The organism is Plantactinospora endophytica (assembly GCF_016862915.1).
Classification (GTDB): domain Bacteria; phylum Actinomycetota; class Actinomycetes; order Mycobacteriales; family Micromonosporaceae; genus Plantactinospora; species Plantactinospora endophytica.
The window spans coordinates 1-17,886 of the sequence record NZ_BONW01000044.1 but is presented as its reverse complement, the minus strand read 5'-3'; the positions used below and the strand labels follow the sequence as shown (position 1 = coordinate 17,886).

14 protein-coding genes are annotated in these 17,886 nt (G+C 73.3%); 8 read left to right on the top strand and 6 right to left on the bottom strand.

Annotated elements, in window-relative coordinates:
- Nucleotides 1-82 precede the first annotated feature (82 nt).
- Complete coding sequence (locus Pen02_RS36230; protein ID WP_372445741.1) at nt 83-1,471, top strand: GH1 family beta-glucosidase; 1,389 nt, start codon at nt 83-85, stop codon at nt 1,469-1,471.
- A gap of 142 nt (nt 1,472-1,613) precedes the next feature.
- Here Pen02_RS36230 and Pen02_RS36225 read toward each other — a convergent pair whose 3' ends face one another.
- Nucleotides 1,614-2,156: a thioredoxin domain-containing protein gene (locus tag Pen02_RS36225; protein WP_203870713.1), complete on the bottom strand. Its 543-nt coding sequence runs from the start codon at nt 2,154-2,156 to the stop codon at nt 1,614-1,616.
- Between the two features lie 368 nt (nt 2,157-2,524).
- Here Pen02_RS36225 and Pen02_RS36220 point away from each other — a divergent pair, with 368 nt between their 5' ends.
- Both Pen02_RS36220 and Pen02_RS36215 read left to right on the top strand, forming a co-directional pair.
- On the top strand, nt 2,525-2,905 hold the full coding sequence (locus tag Pen02_RS36220) for a PadR family transcriptional regulator (RefSeq protein ID WP_203870712.1): 381 nt from the start codon (nt 2,525-2,527) through the stop codon (nt 2,903-2,905).
- A gap of 2 nt (nt 2,906-2,907) precedes the next feature.
- On the top strand, nt 2,908-3,837 hold the full coding sequence (locus Pen02_RS36215; protein WP_203870711.1) for a Bax inhibitor 1 family protein: 930 nt from the start codon (nt 2,908-2,910) through the stop codon (nt 3,835-3,837).
- Between the two features lie 73 nt (nt 3,838-3,910).
- Here Pen02_RS36215 and Pen02_RS36210 read toward each other — a convergent pair whose 3' ends face one another.
- Nucleotides 3,911-5,254, bottom strand: a complete 1,344-nt coding sequence (locus tag Pen02_RS36210) for an MFS transporter (RefSeq protein ID WP_203870710.1) — start codon at nt 5,252-5,254, stop codon at nt 3,911-3,913.
- A gap of 64 nt (nt 5,255-5,318) precedes the next feature.
- On the opposite strand from Pen02_RS36210, the gene Pen02_RS36205 reads away from it, so the two are divergent.
- Nucleotides 5,319-5,900, top strand: a complete 582-nt coding sequence (locus Pen02_RS36205; protein ID WP_203870709.1) for a thioredoxin domain-containing protein — start codon at nt 5,319-5,321, stop codon at nt 5,898-5,900.
- On the top strand, nt 5,893-6,615 hold the full coding sequence (locus Pen02_RS36200) for an FKBP-type peptidyl-prolyl cis-trans isomerase (RefSeq protein WP_203870708.1): 723 nt from the start codon (nt 5,893-5,895) through the stop codon (nt 6,613-6,615). The genes Pen02_RS36205 and Pen02_RS36200 overlap by 8 nt, the downstream gene beginning before the upstream one ends.
- 98 nt (nt 6,616-6,713) lie before the next feature.
- On the opposite strand, the gene Pen02_RS36195 is transcribed toward Pen02_RS36200, so the two are convergent.
- The 3 genes from Pen02_RS36195 to Pen02_RS36185 form a co-directional block, all read right to left on the bottom strand.
- Nucleotides 6,714-7,670 (bottom strand): sulfite exporter TauE/SafE family protein, encoded by a 957-nt coding sequence (locus Pen02_RS36195; protein ID WP_203870707.1) that lies wholly within the window; start codon nt 7,668-7,670, stop codon nt 6,714-6,716.
- Between the two features lie 339 nt (nt 7,671-8,009).
- The gene (locus Pen02_RS36190; protein WP_203870706.1) at nt 8,010-10,577 is read right to left on the bottom strand and encodes an ABC transporter permease; all 2,568 of its coding nucleotides are present in this window, start codon (nt 10,575-10,577) and stop codon (nt 8,010-8,012) included.
- Complete coding sequence (locus tag Pen02_RS36185; RefSeq protein ID WP_239141869.1) at nt 10,571-11,293, bottom strand: ABC transporter ATP-binding protein; 723 nt, start codon at nt 11,291-11,293, stop codon at nt 10,571-10,573. Before Pen02_RS36185 ends, Pen02_RS36190 begins: the two co-directional genes overlap by 7 nt.
- 407 nt (nt 11,294-11,700) lie before the next feature.
- Here Pen02_RS36185 and Pen02_RS36180 point away from each other — a divergent pair, with 407 nt between their 5' ends.
- Complete coding sequence (locus Pen02_RS36180) at nt 11,701-12,966, top strand: sensor histidine kinase (RefSeq protein ID WP_203870704.1); 1,266 nt, start codon at nt 11,701-11,703, stop codon at nt 12,964-12,966.
- Complete coding sequence (locus Pen02_RS36175; RefSeq protein ID WP_203870703.1) at nt 12,963-13,640, top strand: response regulator; 678 nt, start codon at nt 12,963-12,965, stop codon at nt 13,638-13,640. Before Pen02_RS36180 ends, Pen02_RS36175 begins: the two co-directional genes overlap by 4 nt.
- Before the next feature lie 115 nt (nt 13,641-13,755).
- Here Pen02_RS36175 and Pen02_RS36170 read toward each other — a convergent pair whose 3' ends face one another.
- A complete protein-coding gene (locus tag Pen02_RS36170; RefSeq protein ID WP_307837763.1) occupies nt 13,756-15,942 on the bottom strand; it encodes an alpha-galactosidase in 2,187 nt (728 codons plus the stop codon).
- A 163-nt stretch (nt 15,943-16,105) separates the two neighbouring features.
- Here Pen02_RS36170 and tyrS point away from each other — a divergent pair, with 163 nt between their 5' ends.
- Nucleotides 16,106-17,407 (top strand): tyrosine--tRNA ligase, encoded by a 1,302-nt coding sequence (gene tyrS / locus Pen02_RS36165; RefSeq protein ID WP_203870702.1) that lies wholly within the window; start codon nt 16,106-16,108, stop codon nt 17,405-17,407.
- Nucleotides 17,408-17,886 lie beyond the last annotated feature (479 nt).

Here is a 17,886-nt window from a genome sequence, read left to right as displayed (position 1 = left end):
TCCTGTCCGCAGAACCACGTCCATCTCGGGCTATGACCAGCGCGGTCATCACGCTCCGAACCATCTGAAGGAGAGTCGACCAGTGCCGGATCTGTCCAAGTTACCGCCGAACTTCACCTGGGGCGTCGCCACCGCGGCCTACCAGATCGAAGGGGCTGTCGGAGTGGACGGCCGCAGTCCGTCCATCTGGGACACGTGGAGCCGGGTGCCCGGTAACGTCGACAACGGCGATACCGGTGACGAGGCGTGCGACCACTACCACCGGTGGCCGGAGGACGTGGCCCTGATGCGCCGGCTCGGCGTCGACGCGTACCGGTTCTCGGTGGCCTGGCCCCGGGTGATGCCGGACGGGACCGGTCGGGTCAACCCGGCCGGGCTGGCCTTCTACGACCGGCTGGTCGACGCGTTGCTGGCCGCCGAGATCCGGCCGCTGGTCACGCTCTACCACTGGGACCTGCCGCAGGCGCTCCAGGACCGGGGCGGCTGGCCGGACCGGGCCACCGCCGAGGCGTTCGCCGACTACGCATCGGTGGTCGCCGGGGCGCTCGGCGACCGGGTCACCGACTGGGTGACCGTGAACGAGCCGCTCTGCGTCTCCTGGATCGGTCACCTGGACGGCCGGATGGCCCCCGGCGAGCAGGACCTGACCCGGGCGGTCGCCACCTCGCACCACACCCTGCTCGCGCACGGCCTCGGCATGGCGGCGATCCGGGCCGCGGCGGCCCGGCCGGCGTCGGTCGGCATCGTGCTCAACCCGAGCCCGTGCGAGCCGGGCAGCGACCGGCCGGAGGACGTCGCGGCGGCGGTCCGCGCCGACGGGCACGTCAACCGGTGGTGGCTGGACCCGCTGTACGGGCGGGGCTACCCGACCGACATGCTGGAGGTGTACGGCGTCGAGCCGCCGGTCCGCCCCGGTGACCTGGAGTGCATCGCCGCCCCGACCGACTTCCTCGGGCTGAACTACTACTTCCGGCAGGTCATCGTCGACGACCCGGACGGGCCGGTACCGCACGCGCGGCAGATTCCGGTACCCGGCTCGGTGCAGACCGCGATGGGCTGGGAGGCGTACCCGACCGGGCTGGAGGAGTTGCTGGTCTCGGTGACCGAGCGGTACGCCCCGAGCCGGATCCTGGTCACCGAGAGCGGGTCGGCCTGGCCGGACACGTTCACCCCGGAGGGCGGGATCGAGGACAAGGAGCGGACGGCGTACCTGGAGGAGCACGTCCAGGCAGTGGCGGCGGCTGCCGCCCGGGGCGTACCGGTCGACGGCTACTTCTACTGGTCGCTGCTGGACAACTTCGAATGGGCGTACGGCTACGACAAGCGGTTCGGCCTGATCCACGTCGACTACGCCACCCAGCGGCGGACGATGAAGGCGAGCGGACTGCGGTACGCCGAGATCATCCGGGACCACCAGCGGCTCGGCGGGCGTCCGGGTTCGACGACGGAGAGTTCCTCCGCAGTGGGCTGACCCGGCAGCAGGCAACGGTGCCGAGCCGGGCGGTAGCCGGCTCGGCACCGTCCGCCTGTTCGGCGCGAGGTGTTGCTCGGGTGGACGGTGCGGGAGAGCGGGTGGCGCGGCTCCGGCGGTTCGGGCTCACGTGTCCTGCCGGTCATCTCGATGCCGTGACGCGCTGGATTTCCAGGCTGTTGCTGGTGACCACCAGCTTTCCGGCGGCGTCGGTCGCGACCCTGAGCAGTACCGGATAGGCGGCGACCCGGAACGCGGTGCCGAGCGGGGCGGTGTGGTCCGGCTCGGTCACCACCCGGGCGACCGGGCGCAGCCGGTCGACGAACGCCTCGGTCTCCGGGGCCTCGCCGACCACCACCGCCAGCACCCGGCACCGTCCGCCACGGACAGCTCGGGCGTACGTCACCAGCTTGGTCAGCCGCTCCTCCGAGACAGCGCAGGCCGGATCGAGGAACGCCACGAGCGTGTCCTCCCGGAGCAGGTCACGGCTGACCGGCTCGCCGTCGACCGACGAGGTCGTGAAGTCGCCGACCGCCATTCCGGTCCAGGGGGTGGTGGCCGGCCGGGACAGCTCGGCGAGCTGGTTGGCCTGGTCGCGCAGTCGGGTTGCCAGCCAGAGGGTCAGCGCCAGGTTGGCGGCGCCGAGGATGCCGAGCAGTGCCGTGGCGGCGACAGGCAGAGACATGGCACCTCCTGCGGATCGGCGGCGGAGTGCTCCGGTCGGCGTGCCGGCCGGCCGGAACCCCCGTCTCCGTACGACGTCCTTCCGCCCGCTTCCGGGCGCGACGAGCGGACCCGTGCGGGCGTGGACGCGTGGCCGGGCGGACCCCGGGGTGTCCGACGTCCCCCTTGGACGCGTGGCCGGGCAGGCCCCGGGTGTCCGATGTTCCCTCGTCGGCCCGTCGTGGTGCTTCCGACGATGCCAGAAACGGCTGGCCGGCGGTCTTTCCAATTTCTTGCCACGACAAGTCGATCTTCTCGCCGGGCTCGGGGCCGCTATCAGGTGTCGCAAACTAGTGGACGTCACCTAATAGCGGCACTATTATGTGACGCATGACAGCTCCCGGACGCGGTGACGACGGTGCCGACCGGCAGACCCAACTGCTGCGCGGAGTGCTCGACATGTGCATGCTCGCGCTGCTGTCCGGCGCACCCGCGCACGGCTACGAACTGGTCGGCCGGCTCAACGCCGTCGGCTTCGGCACCGTCGGGTACGGCACCGTCTATCCCCTGCTCACCCGGATGCGCCGGCTCGGACTGGTCGCGGACGAGGTGCAGGACAGCCCGGCCGGACCACCCCGCAAGGTGTACGCGCTGACCGCCGCCGGCCGGCAGACGCTGGACCTCTGGGCCAGCCAGTGGAGCGGATTCGTGGAGACCGTCAACGCCACGCTGACCGACGTGGCGCCGTCGACCGGAGGCACGGGAAGGTGACCATGAGCTGGACCGAGGAAGACGGCCCCGACGACCCGGTCGAACGCGCCGTCGCGCTGGCCGACCGGGAGTGGCGGGCCATGGGAATCGTCATGACGGAGCGGACCGCCCTGACCGGAGATCTGCGCCGGGAACTCGTCGGGGCGGCGGCCGACGGCGTGGCGCCACGGCAGTTGCTCGGCGACGACGTACGCCGGTTCGCCCACGAACTCGCCGTGGCGGCCGGGGCGCGCCGGGCACCGTACGAGTTCCGTCGGCTGCTGCTGACCGCGTTGGCAGGCGGCGTACCCGGGCTGCTGCTGGCCTTCGTGCTGGTCTGGACCTGGTGGCTGGTACCGCTGCACGTGCTGCCCGGCCCCGATCCGGTGCTGAACGTCCTGCTCCGGTACGTGCTGAGCGCCCTCGTCTTCGTCGGCGGCGGCCTGCTCGCGGTGCGGTACGGCATGCGGGACAGCGCCGGGATCGGGCGCACCGTCGTCCGGATGGCACTGCTGGTGCCGCCGGCCGGGATCCTGGCCGTTCCGGTGACGATGGGGTTCGCCGCGCTGACCGGCTACAGCCTGTCGCCGCCGGTGCTGCTGGTCGAGGCGGGCATCGTGGCCGCCGCACTGGGCGGGGCGACCGTGCTGGCCCGGCGTTGGGCACTGAGCCCGATCCGGGGCGCCGCGCAGCCGCCCTCCGACCCGCCCGACGGCAGGTCACCGTCCGGTCAGATCCCCACCGACCCGAGCCCTACCGGTCCAAGCTCTATCGGTCCACGCCCTACCGGTCCGAGCTCCACCGGCCCGAGCTCCACCGGCCCGAGCTCCACCGGCCCGAGCTCCACCGGCCCGAGCTCCACCGGTCCGAGCTCTTCCGGTCCGAGTCCCACCGTTGCGAAGCCGGCCGGTCCGGGGTCGGATCCGGGCCCGGCGAGGATGGTCCTGGGCTGACCGGCCGGCGCGGTCCGGCGCCCGTTGGCCGGCGCCGACGCGCTCGAAGAGAGCGGGCGGACGACGAGGCCCCTCAGTCGCCCTGCTGCCCCGACCGGGCCTGGCCGCTGACGACCGCAGGCGGTTCCGACCGGTCGGCCCCACCGCTGCCGGCCGGTCCGTCCGGCCTGGTCGGACCGGACCTGTCGGACGGCCCGGTCGGATCAGCCGAATTGGTCGGATCGGTCGGAGCGGACTGCCCGGTCGGGTCGGACGGGTCGGGGAGCGGCTCCGGCCGCCGCCGTCCCGTGCTCCACGCGACCAGGCCGGCGGTGATGGCCGCGATCGCGCACAGTGGCCAGAGCAGTCCGGGGGCGACCGTGTAGACCAGGGCGCCGACCGGTGGGGCGAGGATCGTGCCGCTGGTCGCCGCTCCCATGTAGAGCCCCTGGTACTGCCCGACCAGGGCGGGTGGGGCGGCGTCGAGCACGTGCGCCGTGGCCGTCGTCTTGTAGAGGATCTCCCCGCAGGTGAGTACCACCATCGCGGCGACCACCAGCCAGGCGGCGGTACCCAGCGAGAAGAGTCCGAAGCCGACTCCGACCAGGCAGTAACCGGCACCGATCAGCGCGAGCGCCGGTCGCCGGGCAAGTGCCATTGTCACCGGGATCTCCAGACAGAGGATCATCGCGGAGCCGAGCGCGATCAGCGCGGCGTACAGCCCGACGGGCTGCCCGTGGTCGCGCAGCCAGACCGGCAGCGTCGAGTAGAGCTGCCGGTACACGACGTCCACCACCACGACGGCCGGGAGCAGCACCAGCAGGCCGCGGTCGGCGCGGACCGCGCGCCACAGCGCCGGTAGCCCGCTCGGCCGGTGCGCCGGGCGCGGCGGGTCGGCCGGCAGCAGCCGCGCGGTCACCGCGCGGACCAGCAGGGTGAGCACACCGTCGAGGACGAAGAGCCAACTGAAGCTGTACGTCGAGAGCAGCGCGCCGACCGGTGGCCCGATCACGCAGCCGGCGTTGAACGCGGCCCGGGTGATCGCCACCGAGCGTCTCCGTTCACCGGCCGGTACGGCGAGGGCGACCAGCGCGCCCTGGGCCACTCCCGAGGCGGCGCCGGCATAGCCGATCAACGGGGTGACCAGTCCGAGGGTCAGCACCGGCAGCCAGGGGATGGCCAGCGTGCCCAGCCCGGCGACCGCCGACGCGGCCAGCAGGGCACGCCGGTGCCCGAACCGGTCGCCGAACCAGCCGCCGGTGAAGTTGCCGAGCAGCATTCCGGCGCCGAGCGCGCCGCTGATCAGCCCGGCCTGGCCGACCGGCAGGCCACGCGGCCCGGTGAGGTAGAGGAACAGGAAGAACGAGACGAACGAACCGGCGGCGTTGACGAACCGTCCGGCGGCGAGGGTCCAGACGACCCGGGGTACGTCGCGCATCGAACTCCTCCCGGCGCGGCAGGCTCCGTCCCGGCCCGTCGCCGTCGACGTGCGGGTGAACGGGGTGGACGAGGTGGAGGGGGACGGGGTGGACTCCGTCCGGCCAGAGCTTAGGACAGGTGAGTCTCTTTCTCCGTTGCTCCCCGACGCCGGGCTCGAACTCGCCAGCGCGCTGCGGCTGCCGACCTTCCGGGCCGACGGCACCGTACGCCTGAAGCGGTTGACCCTGGTCGTCGACGCCGAGCGAACGGTCCGGGCGGTGCGGTATCCGGTCCCGGACGTCACCGGCGGGGTGGAGGAGGCGCTGCGGCTGGTCCGCGAACTGGCCGGGAAGGTGACCATGAGCTGGACCGAGGAAGACGGCCCCGACGACCCGATCGAACGCGCCGGCCCCGAAGCCGCTGAAGGCACCGACGCCGGTCGAGGCCCGGAAGTCGACGAAAGCCCCGAAATCGACGAAAGCCCCGAAGTCGACGGGGGCGGTCGAGCCGGCGGCATCGACACCGACCGGTCCCAGCTCGTGCCGGCGGACCGTGCCGAAGCTGGCAGCATCGACGCGGGTACGGTGTGCGGAGCCCTTCGACGGGCCGACGGCGTCCCGCCCTACTCCACTTTTCCACCGAGGAGTGCAAGATCAGATGAGTGATCCGGTCCAGAGCCCCGAGCAGCCGGGGCCGACGAGCCAGCGGCGCCCGACCAAGCAGGAGCGCCGGGCCGCCGCGGAAGCGGCCGCTGCCCAGGCCGCCGCGTCCCGGGCCCGCGTGCAGCGGGTGGCCGGCGGAACCATCGGAGTCCTCCTGGCCGGGTTGGGTGTCGCCGCCATCGTCGTGTTGCCGCAGTTGATGGACGAGCCGACGTCCTCGGCCGCTCCGGCGGCCAGCGCCGAGCCGTCGCCCGCCGACCCCCCGGCCGACGCGCCGACCGCCCCGCCGGCGCCGACCGGAGCGCCGGAGAGCCCGGGAACGTCGGCCCGGCCGCCCGCCGACCTGGATCCCCGGCTGGCGCAGCGGCCGGAGGTCAAGGGCGGCAGCGGTGAGTTGACCAAGCTCACCGTGACCCCGCTGATCGAGGGGACCGGCCCGGCGGTGCGGGCCGGCCAGACGATCACCGTCAACTACGTCGGCGTCTCCTACCAGACCGGCCAGGAGTTCGACGCCTCGTGGAACCGGGGTGAGCCGTTCCCGGTGCAGATCGGTGTCGGCGGCGTCATCCCCGGCTGGGACCAGGGCCTGGTGGGGGTCAAGGCCGGCAGTCGGGTGCAGCTCGACATCCCGGCGGACCTCGCGTACGGCGACAACCCGACCGGTGGCCAGCCGGCCGGCCCGCTCCGGTTCGTGGTCGACATCCTGGCGGTGCAGTAGCCCGCCCCGACCGGCGGGCACCACGCGCGGCGGCCGCGACCAGGAAGGTCGCGGCCGCCGGTCATTTTCGGGTACGTCCCGCCGCATCGCCTCCGGCGTCACACCGGAGTCGGCGCGGAACTCTTCTCGCTCGACGCGTCCCCGGCGGCGGCCGGTGCGACGGTGTCGATCGCCTCCACGGTCTCCTCGTGGCGGTGCGCGCGGTACTGCCGGATCGAGTACGCCAGCGCGAGCGCCCAGACCAGGTAGATGATCGCGTAGACGGAGTAGCGCACGTTGTCGGGCGCGTCGATCCAGTCGCTGCGCAGCAGGGTACGGGTGTTGGTCACGATGATCACGCCGCCGACCGCCGAGCCGAGGATCCGTGGCGGGATGTGTCGGACCAGCCAGGCGGCGATCGGCGCGGCGATCACCCCACCGATGAGCAGCGCGACGACCCAGCCGAAGTTGACGTTCTCGCTGCCCAGACCGACCAGGAAGCCGAGGCTCGCGGCGACCGCGACCAGGAACTCGCTGGTGTCGATCGAGCCGATCACCTTGCGCGGCGCCATCCGTCCGCTGGCCAGGATCGCCGGGGTGCCGACCGGCCCCCAACCGCCGCCGCCGGTCGAGTCGACGAAGCCGGCGACCAGTCCGAGCGGGGCCAGGAACCGCTTGCGCAGCGGCTGGCCGAGCCGGTCCCGGGGGATGCCGGCGACGGTGAACCGGACCAGGATGTAGACGCCCAGGGTGAGCAGTAGCAGCGCCATGATCGGCGCGGCGACCTCGGTGGAGAGGCTGGACAGGAAGGTGGCGCCCGCGAACGCGCCGACCGCCCCGGGTATGCCGATCTTGGCGACGACCTTCCAGTCGACGTTGCCGAACCGCCAGTGGGCGGCGCCGGAGGCGAGGGTGGTGCCGATCTCGGCCAGGTGCACGGTGGCGGACGCCGCCGCCGGGTTGGTGCCGATCGCCAGCAGCAGGGTGGTGGAGGTTACGCCGTAGGCCATGCCGAGACTGCCGTCGACGAGCTGCGCGCCGAGCCCCACCAGGGCGAGGAGCAGGAGTTTTCGCACGGGCGTTCCTTCCCGGGAAAGTGGTCGGGGGAGGCTGTCCGGGCTGGCGGTCGAGGCGTTCCGGCCGGGGGGCCGGCGCCGGCAGTTCGGACGTCCGGGCGTACCAGGGGACGGGGTACGGGGTGCTGGGCAACCGCGCACCGCTGCGTCAATTCCCCACCTAACCCATAGGGATTGTCGACCCGGTGCGCCGGGGAGTCAAGCCCCCACGCCCAGCTCGGGTCCGATCGGCTGCCGCCGGTGGCCGCACCGGCACCGACGGCCCACCACCCGACCCACCCGGGGCTTCTTCCCGGTCCGCACCGCCGCGGAACACCCCTGATCTTGTACGGGTCCGAGTCACTCCACCCGGTGCCCGCCGCCACCCGGGCCGGCCCGGAGTACCAGCCGGGCCGGCAGCACGCTGGCGGCCAGCGCCAGCACCAGGCAGCCGGTCACCACCAACCCGATCGTCGGACCGGGCACCACCACGTCGACCGGTACCCCGAACTGCTCGCTCAGCGCCGACCGGATCGCCAGCAGTGCGACGAGCGGCACCAGCAGGCCGAGCGCGGTACCGATCGCCACCACCAGCGCCGACTCGGCCGCGACCGTGGCCAGCACCTGGCGGACGGTGGCACCGGAGCGGAGCAGCACCAGCAGTTCCCGGGCCCGGTGCGCGGTCGCCATCAGCAGGGTGTTCGCCAGCGCGATGGCGGTGTAGCCGGCCGAGACCGCGATCAGGATCAGCGTGGCGAGCCAGACCAGCCGGTCCTCGGCCGCGTCCCGTTCCGCCGCGTACTCCGAGACCGTGACCAGCCGAGCGCCGAGCGCGGCACGGAAATCGACCCCGCCGTTTCCTGTTCCGCTGTCCTCGTTCCCGTTCCCGGCGGCTCCTGCCGTGAAGACCGCCTCGGTGAGCGCGGACGGGTCGTGGGCCCGGATCACCTCCCGGGGAAACAGCATCTCGACCGGTACGGAGCCGTCGGCGACCACCGCCACCACCCGGACGATACCGCTGGTGCCGTCCGGATAGCCGACCCCGACACCGCTACCCGCCGACCAGCCCAGCCGCTCGGCCAGCCCGGCCGTCACCACCGTGGTCTCCGGGCCGCCGAACGCCGCGAAGTCCCCGGAGAGCACGTCGAGCCGCCCGTTGACCCGGGCGAACCCGGTCGGCTCGACCCCGGCCGCGACGACCGGCACACCACCGGCGGTGCCGGTCCCGTCCGCCCGGTCGCACCCGCCGCCGGTGCACCCGGCGTCGCCGACGGCCCCGGACAGCGCCCCGTCCGCCGGTTCGGCGTAGACGGTGCTGGGCAGCAGCGTGGTTCCGGCGACGGTGGCCACCGCCGCGTCCGACAGTCCCGGGGTACCGGCCGGAACGAGCACCGAACCGGCCCGGATCGCCCCCGCGTCCCGACTCGCGTACGCGCCGGTCGAGGTGGCGACCGAGCCGGCGATCAGCACGGCGAACCCGACGGTGAGCAGCATCGGCGCCGACGTCGACGCGGTACGCCGGACAGCCGTCAGCGCGTTGCGCCGGACCAGCATCCCGGTCGCACCGGGCAGCCGCTCCAACGGCCAGGTCAGCGCGTACGTCAGCGGCGGCACCAGCACCGGGGCGAGCAGGGTCAGCCCGGCGGTCAGCGCCATCGAGGCGTACAGCGCGTAGTTCACGATGTCGTCCGGTCCCGCCCCGGCCAGCAGTACGGTCAGCAGCAGTCCACCGCCCGTGCTGACGATCCCGCCGATCCACCGTGACCGGGTCATCGGCCGACGGTCCACCACCGCCTCCCGCAGCGCCTCCAGTGGGCGTACCCGGCCGGCCCGGCGGGATGCCGCCCAGACGCCGAGCAGGGCGACGACCAGGCCCACCAGGTACGCCGCAGCGGGTGGCCAGGGCGCGAGCCGGACCCGGAACCCGGCGGGCTGGAAGCCGGCGTCGACAAGTACGGCGCCGAAGGCCGGCGCGCAGGCGGTACCGAGCACCGCCCCGACGGCCGCCCCGACGGCACCGACCGTCAGCGCCTCGGTGTACATCAGCCGGCGGAGCTGTCCCGGGGTGGCGCCGACGGCACGCAGCAGCCCGAACTCCCGGCGCCGCTGGGCGACCCCGAACGCGAACGTCGAGGCGACGAGGAAGATCGAGACGAATCCGGCCAGCGCCGTCATCGCGGTCAGTACCTGCATCCCGATCCACCGGGTCCGTACGTCCCGGGGCGGCTCGACCTCCGCCCGGCCGTCGCCGGTCAGCACCGTGCCGTCCCGGCCGACGACCGCCTCGGCCGCGACCCGCACCGCCGAGCGGTCGGCGCCGTCCGCGAGCACCAGGCCGATCAGCCGGACCCCTCGGGCCAGCGGTGCCGCCACCGGATCGGCGAGGTAGAACCCGGGCCCGTCCAGGGTGCCCGCCACGGTGTACCGGGCCGGTCCGGTAGCGGTCAGCAGGGTGACCGGGCTGCCCGGGGCGAGCCCGAGCGCCTGGTCCAGCACCACCTCGTCGGGCCGCTCCGGCGGGCCTCCCGCCGTCAGCCGGTACGGCGCCAGCGCCGCACTCGACCAGCCGTGCCCCTGCGGGTCCGCCAGCGCCGGTTCGCCGACCGGCCGGCCGTCGAGCACCGCCTGGGCGTAGAACGAGCGGTCGGGTACCGCCGCCGTCACCGCGGGGATCGCGGCGAGCCGTCCGGTCAGCGCGGCGACCTGCTCCGGCGACCAGGGGCGGCGCTCGTGGAAGGTACCCGGAATCCCTTCCACGGTCGGCCCGGCGACCAGCACCGCCGCCCCGGCGTACCGGTCCGGCACCCGGGGCTGCGCGGAGACCAGGATCAGCGCGGTCATCGACATCAGCGCCACGCCGAGGCAGAGCGCGACGAACGGGCCGACCAGTCCGGTCCAGCGGGCCCGCAGCGCGGCGAGGGTCAGCATGCCGGTTCCAGCCTGGTCATCCGGGCCGCGATCGTCTCTGCCGCCAGGTCGCCGCCGAGTTCGTCCACCACCCGTCCGTCGGCCAGCAGCACCACCCGGTCGGCGTGCGCGGCGGCCACCGGGTCGTGGGTCACCATCACCACCGTCTGCCGGTGCCGGTCGACGAGGTCGCGCAGCAGCCGGAGGATGTCCCGGGAGGTCCGGGTGTCCAGTGCGCCGGTCGGCTCGTCGGCGAAGAGCACCGCCGGCCGGCTGATCAGGGCCCGGGCGATCGCCACCCGCTGCTGCTCGCCGCCGGAGAGTTCGTCCGGGCGGTGCCGGCCCCGCCCGGTCAGGCCGACCTCGGCAAGTGTGGCGTCGAGTTCGGCGGGGTCGGGCCGGCGGCCGGCCAGTCGCAGCGGCAGCGCCACGTTCTGCGCCGCGGTCAGCGCCGGCACCAGGTTGTACGACTGGAAGACGAACCCGACCCGGGCCCGGCGCAGCAGGGTCAGCGCGGTCTCGCCGAGGGTGCCGAGGTCGGTTCCGTCGATGGTGACCGTGCCGCCGGTCGGCCGGTCGAGCCCGGCGGCGCAGTGCAGCAGCGTCGACTTGCCGGAGCCGGACGGCCCCATCACGGCGGTGAAGGTACCCCGGTCGAAGTCGACCGTCACCCCGTCCAGCGCGGCCACCCGCCGGGGTCCGTCGCCGTACGCCCGGACCACCTCGTGGAGCCGCACGGCGACCGTCAGCTCCGGTGCCCCCTCGTGCCGCGTCGTTCCGGCTCGTCGCGTCGTTCCGGCCGGTCCCGCTGTTCCCGTTCGTCCCGTCGCTTCGGCCAGTCCCGCTGTCCCGGCTGGTCCTGTCGTTCCCGCTGGTCCCGCTGTCCCGGCTCGGTCTGTCGTTCCCGCTGGTCCCGCTGTCCCGGCTCGGTCTGTCGTTCCGGCTGGTTCTGTCGTGCCGTCGGAGAGTTCCGTCATGTCGTCGAAGATCGGTCATCGGCCGGCCCGGCACATCGGAGCGGAGCCGTCACTTCCGGCCCGGCCCGGCGGGGTATGCCGGCGGCCTCCGCGCACGGCGGGTCAGACCGGAGGATGACCCGCCGAGGGTGGACGCGCCGGGCCGGGTCGGCCGCTACCGTCGACGGATGACCGCCGTCCACCCGCGTCCGCTGCTCACCCGCCGGTTGCGCCGGGTCGACCTGATCGTCCTCGACGTACTGGCGGCGGTCGGGCTGGCGCTGGTCTGTGGGTACGCCGCCGCGGATCCGCCGGCGGAGACCGGGATCCCCGATCCGCTGGTGCACGAGCCGGTCTGGCTCTCCCTGCTGTTCACGCTCGCCGTCTCGGTCCCGATCGCGGTACGCCGACGCTGGCCGGTACCGGTGCTGTTCGTGGTCACGGTCGGCGCGGGCGCCGCCCTGCTGTTCGAGGTGGTACCGGTCTACGCCTCGCCACCGGTGTTCGTCGCGGTCGCCTTCGCGCTCTACCAGGCGGCGGTCGTCCTGCCGCTGCGCCGGTCGGTCCAGGCGTTGTCGCTGGTACTGGCCGGCGCCGTGCTGGCGGTACTGCCGAAGACGTCGGACCGGGACGAGGCGGTCGCCGGGATCGGCTTTCTGCTGCTGCTCCTGATCGCGACCTGGATCCTCGGCCGCGCCGTACGCGAGCGGCGCGCGTACGCGGCCCGGTCGGCGGTGGAGCTGACCCGGCAGGCCACGGTCGACGAGCGGCTGCGGATCAGCCGCGAGCTGCACGACATCGTGGCGCACAGCATGAGCGTGATCACGGTCAAGGCGGCGATCGCGAACCACGTGGCGGAGTCGCGCCCGACGGAGGTCCGGGACGCGCTGCGGGACATCGAGGCGACCAGCCGGAGTGCGCTGGCGGAGCTGCGCCGTACCCTCGGCGTGCTCCGGGCCGGTACGCCTGACGCGTCGGCCGAGTTCGGTCCGGCGCCCGGCCTGGCCGAGTTGCCGGGCCTGCTGGACCGGGCGGCGGCGGCCGGCCTGGTTCCGGAGCTGGTGCTGGAGTTGCCCGACGGGACGAGACCGCCGGAGGATGTCGGCCGCTCGGTGTACCGGATCGTCCAGGAGGCCCTGACCAACGTGGTCAAGCACGCCGGGCCGGTCCGTTGTCGGGTGGCCGTGACGGGGTCCGGGGACGAGTTGCGGGTCGAGGTGGTCAACGAGCCCGGTCGACCGGTCCGGCCGGCGGACCCGAAGGGACAGGGCCTGATCGGCATGCGCGAGCGGGTCCACCTGTACGGCGGCACCTTCGAGGCCGCGCCGACCGGCGGCGGCGGTTTCCGGATCTCGGCTAGGCTGCCGATCCGGCCCGCCGACCTGAGGGCGGATGGCCTGCCAGCCGGCGTGGCAGCCGGTTCGGTGCACGACCCGGCGGCCGGCGACCGGTGAGCACCGAGCCCGTCCGGGTACTCATCGCCGACGACCAGGCGCTGCTCAGGGGCAGTTTCCGGGTGCTGATCGAGACCACGCCGGGACTGACCGTGGTCGGCGAGGCCGGCACCGGTGCGGCAGCGGTGGAGCTGGCCGAGCGGGAGCACCCGGACGTGGTGTTGATGGACGTCCGGATGCCCGAGCTGGGTGGCATCGAGGCGACCCGGCGAATCGTCGCCTCACCCACCGCCGGTCGGGTCCGGGTGCTGATCCTCACCACCTTCGACCTCGACGAGTACGTCTACGCGGCGATCCGGGCCGGCGCCAGCGGCTTCCTGCTCAAAGACGCCCCGCCGGAGGATCTGCTGACGGCGATCCGGGTGGTCGCCGCCGGGGAGGGGCTGCTCGCCCCGAGCGTGACCCGTCGGCTGATCGCCGAGTTCGCCCGGTGGCCGGAGCCGGACCGGCCGGTGGCCCGCGAGCTGACCGGGGTGACCGACCGGGAACGGGAGGTGCTCACGCTGATCGGGCGGGGCCTGTCCAACTCCGAGATCGCCGGCCATCTGCGGCTCAGTCCGGCCACGGTGAAGACGCACGTCGGCCGGCTGCTCGGCAAACTGCACGCCCGGGATCGCGCCCAGCTCGTCATCGTGGCCTACCGGACCGGACTGGTCACGGTACCGGGCCGCTGACCGGTGCCCGGCCCCGACGGCACCACACCGTAGCCCGGGACGGGGAGTTGTGCCGGGCGGTCTCGTCGGGCGCGGTCCCCGGCAGTGCGCCGGAACGCGGCTCATCCCGGCCGGGTCAGTTGCCGTCCAGGTGGACCAGCAGGAGCTGTTCCGGGCGCAACGGCGGGGCTTGTAGGCCGGCGTGGGCGAGGGCGCGTCCGGTGAGGCGTACCCCGGGATCGGTCGTCCAGGCAGGCGGCGCGGGCAGGATGCGGTCGGCGTTCTCCGGCGCGACCACCCGGACCAGGTACCGGCGGTCGGGGTCCAGCCCGGCCAGGCGTACCGGACCGGGGTTGACCGGCGTGCCGGTCGCGGTGGCCACAATCGCCATGATCGCCTCGCTGCGGTCCGGCGCGACCACCCCGTGCACCCACAGCGCGGGGTCCGGATGGTCGACCCGGACCACCGTCCCGCCGTGCACGAGTGTGCGATGCCGCTTGTAGAGCGCCACCCACCAGGTTAGTTCCCGCTCCTCCTCGGCGCTGGCCGCGGTGATGTCCCACTCGATGCCGAAACTGCCGAAGAACGCGGTGCCGGCCCGGAACCCGAGGTCGTGGGTACGTCCGGTGGTGTGCGCCCGGGCCGACCCGACGTGCGAGCCGATCAGCTCCGGCGGCAGCAGGAGCTGGGTCCAGCGCTGGATCGACTGCCGTTCCAGCGCGTCGATGCAGTCGCTGCCCCAGATCCGGTCGGTCCGTTCCAGGATGCCCAGGTCGACCCGGCCGCCGCCGGAGGAACACGACTCGATCTGTAGGCCCGGATGGCGTTCCCGCAGCGTGTCGAGGAGTCGGTAGGTCGCCAGGGTCTGCCCGTGCACCCCGGGACGCCCGGACGGCTGGTGGCCGGCGTCGAGCAGGTCCCGGTTGTGGTCCCACTTCAGGTACGCGATCTCGTACTCCCGGACCAGCGCGTCGAGCCGGCCGAGCACGTGTGCGTACGCCTCCGGGTGGGTCAGGTCGAGGACCTGCTGCCAGCGGGCCTGCCGGGGCATCCGGTCCCCGGTGGCGAGGATCCACTCCGGATGGGTACGGGCCAGTTCCGAGTCCGGGTTGACCATCTCCGGCTCGACCCAGAGCCCGAACTCCAGCCCCAGCCCGCGTACGTGTGCGACGAGCGGGTGCAGTCCGTCGGGCCAGACGGCCGGGTCCACGTACCAGTCGCCGAGCCCGGCCTGGTCGTTGCGGCGGCCCAGGAACCAGCCGTCGTCCAGGACGAACCGCTCCGCGCCGACCCGGGCGGCGGCGTCGGCCAGCGCGGTGAGCCGGTCGAGATCGTGGTCGAAGTAGACCGCCTCCCAGGTGTTCACCACCACCGGTCGGGCCCGCCGCTCCGGTTCCGCCGTCCGGCGCAGGTGGGCGTGGAACCGCCCGGACAGCTCGTCCAGCCCGTGCCCGTACGACGCGTAGAGCCAGGGCGTCCGGTAGCGCTCGCCGGGCGCGAGCGTGATCTCGCCGGGCAGCAGCAGTTCGCCGGCGCCGAGCACTGCCTCGCCGTCCGGGGTCCGCTCGGCGTAGATCCGGTGGTTGCCGCTCCAGCCCAGGTGTACTCCCCAGACGTCGCCGGAGCGGAAGCCGAAGCCGGCCGTACCGGCCACCATCAGCAGCGAGGCGTCCAGTCCGGGCTTGCCGCGCCGGCTCTCCCGGGACCGGGTGCCCACGGTGAACGGGGTCCGCTGTGGTGCGCGTTCCCGGCACCAGCGGCCGGTGAGGTCGAGCAGTTCGTCCGCCTGCGGTGGCACCGGCAGCCCGAGCACCAGACCGTCGAGCTGGTAGGGGTCGGCGTCCGGCGGGTTCGCCAGTTCGGCGCGCAGCCGGAGCAGCCCGGCCGGGTCCAGTTCGAGTTCGAGGACCAGGTCGAGTCGGGCGGCGTCGTCGGTGGCGGTGACGACGATCGTGGCGCCGGTGTCGTCCTGTCCGTCCCGCACCCGCAGGTCGGTCCGGCGGAACCGGGGCGACCAGTCGCGGCCGGCGCGGTGCCCGGACAGGCCGGGCCGGCCGAACCAGGCGTACGTGTGTTCCGGCAGGATGCCGACCGCCCGGCCCTCGGGGGTGCCGGGGCGGGCCGGCCGGCGCAACGCGGCGCCGAGATCGGCGAGTTCCGGACCGGTCAGCGGCCCGAGGTCGGCGCCCCAGTGCAGCACTGCCGGTATCCCGGGATCGGTGCCGTCGAGCAGCAGGCTGACCCCGGCCCGGCGCAGGTGGACCAGGCCGCCGTCGGCGACGGGGTCCGAGGCAGGCGGGCGGGTCTGACTCGGCACGGTCACAGGGGGTACGCCTCCACGGGTCGGGAGATTTGTTCCGGGCTGGCCCGGGTAGCGTGCCTTCGACCGTCCTGTCCCGTCAACGGTCCGGTGTCACCCACCGGGGGCCGCCCGGCCGTCGAAACCGGCTACGGGCCGGCCGCCGGCATGGTGGAGAATCTGCACCGTGACCGACAGCAGCCTTTCCTCCGCCGCGCCCGCCGGCGGGGAGTCTCCGCTCGACGACCTGCGGTGGCGGGGTCTCCTCTTCGACTCGACCGATCCCGCCGAGCTGGCGCAGCACTTCCGCTCGGGTCCGGTGACGTTCTATGTCGGGTTCGATCCGACCGCGCCGAGCCTGCACATCGGCAACCTGTTGCAGGTGCTGACCGCCCGCCGGCTGCAACTCGCCGGTCACCGGCCGCTGCTGCTGGTCGGTGGCGCCACCGGTCTGATCGGCGACCCGAACGAGCGGGGCGAGCGGACGCTGAACAGCCCGGAGGTGGTGGCGAGCTGGGTGGAGCGGATCCGGACCCAGCTCTCGCCCTTCGTGTCGTACGAGGGTGACAACGCGGCGCGTCCGGTGAACAACCTGGACTGGACCGGCGAGATGTCGGTCGCCGAGTTCCTCCGCGACGTCGGCAAGCACTTCCCGGTCAACCGGATGCTGGCCCGTGAGGTGGTCAAGGCCCGGCTGGAGAGTGGGATCAGCTACACCGAGTTCAGTTACCAGCTCCTCCAGGCCAACGACTTCTTCGAGCTGCACCGGCGGTACGGCTGCACGTTGCAGTTCGGCGGTTCGGACCAGTGGGGCAACATCACCGCCGGGGTCGACTACGTACGCCGTCGTGGCGCCGGCCCGGTGCACGCCTTCGTCACCCCGCTGGTGACCAAGGCGGACGGCACGAAGTTCGGCAAGACCGAGGGCGGCGCGATCTGGCTCGACCCGACGATGACCAGCCCGTACGCCTTCTACCAGTTCTGGGTCAACAGCGACGACCGGGACGTGGCGCAGTACCTACGCTACTTCAGTTTCCGTTCGCACTCGGAGATCGAGGAGTTGGAGAAGGCGACGGCGGAGCGGCCGGCGGCCCGGGTGGCCCAGCGGGCGCTCGCGGAGGAGTTGACCGCGCTGGTGCACGGCGAGGAGGAGGCCCGGCAGGCGGTCGCCGCCAGCCAGGCGTTGTTCGGCCGGGGCGCCCTGGACGAGCTGGCCCCGGAGACCCTGCGGGCGGCGCTGTCCGAGGCCGGCCTGGTCCAACTGGAGACCCTTCCGCCGGTGGCCGGGCTGCTTCGCGAGACGGGCCTGGTTGGCAGCCTGAACGAGGCACGGCGGGCGATCACCGAGGGCGGCGCGTACGTGAACAACGAGCGGGTGACCGACGTCGAGGCGACGGTTCCGTCCGAGGCGCTGCTGCACGGCCGTTTCCTGGTACTCCGCCGGGGCAAGCGGACGTTCGCCGGGGTGGAGCTGGTGCCGGCGCGGTGATGTGACGCGGAATGCCTTCCGTGGATTTGACGCCGGCTCGCCCCGCCGCGTAATTTTCTCTCTGCCCGCAGGGGAACGGACGAACGGCGCGAAACGCGCAAAGGCCGGAACCTACAGGTGAGGTACCAGGTCAGACGGCGGGTAACCGCCGCATCGGGCCTGGCGGGCGGGGCGACTCCGGAGGCTCGGACAGGGCGATTTGGAGTTGCGGACCCGACCGGGTAGAGTGAACGATCGGCAGCGAGCCGGGCGAGCGCGTGGGGAACTCCGCGAGCGGCCGGACTGCCGGAATCCTTGATCGGCGAAGTCGATAGGCTGCGTCCTGATCTGGGAAAGCTCGATCGACTTTGAGCAGATGTCGGGCCGAATTCAATCGGTTTGACGAAGCGAAAACGGTCAGCTAACGTAGTAAAAGTGCCTGACGGAAACGGAAGGCGCGGACAGATGAGCCCCGGGTGGCTGGTTTCGGCTGGTTGTCT

Excerpts from the sequence above, each read along its gene's own strand:
- Pen02_RS36200 (WP_203870708.1), top strand. The coding sequence starts at position 5,893 with ATGAGTGATCCGGTCCAGAGCCCCGAGCAGCCGGGGCCGACGAGCCAG.
- Pen02_RS36220 (WP_203870712.1), top strand. The coding sequence starts at position 2,525 with ATGACAGCTCCCGGACGCGGTGACGACGGTGCCGACCGGCAGACCCAA.
- Pen02_RS36180 (WP_203870704.1), top strand. The coding sequence starts at position 11,701 with ATGACCGCCGTCCACCCGCGTCCGCTGCTCACCCGCCGGTTGCGCCGG.
- Pen02_RS36210 (WP_203870710.1), bottom strand. The coding sequence starts at position 5,254 with ATGCGCGACGTACCCCGGGTCGTCTGGACCCTCGCCGCCGGACGGTTC.
- Pen02_RS36225 (WP_203870713.1), bottom strand. The coding sequence starts at position 2,156 with ATGTCTCTGCCTGTCGCCGCCACGGCACTGCTCGGCATCCTCGGCGCC.
- Pen02_RS36190 (WP_203870706.1), bottom strand. The coding sequence starts at position 10,577 with ATGCTGACCCTCGCCGCGCTGCGGGCCCGCTGGACCGGACTGGTCGGC.
- Pen02_RS36215 (WP_203870711.1), top strand. The coding sequence starts at position 2,908 with ATGAGCTGGACCGAGGAAGACGGCCCCGACGACCCGGTCGAACGCGCC.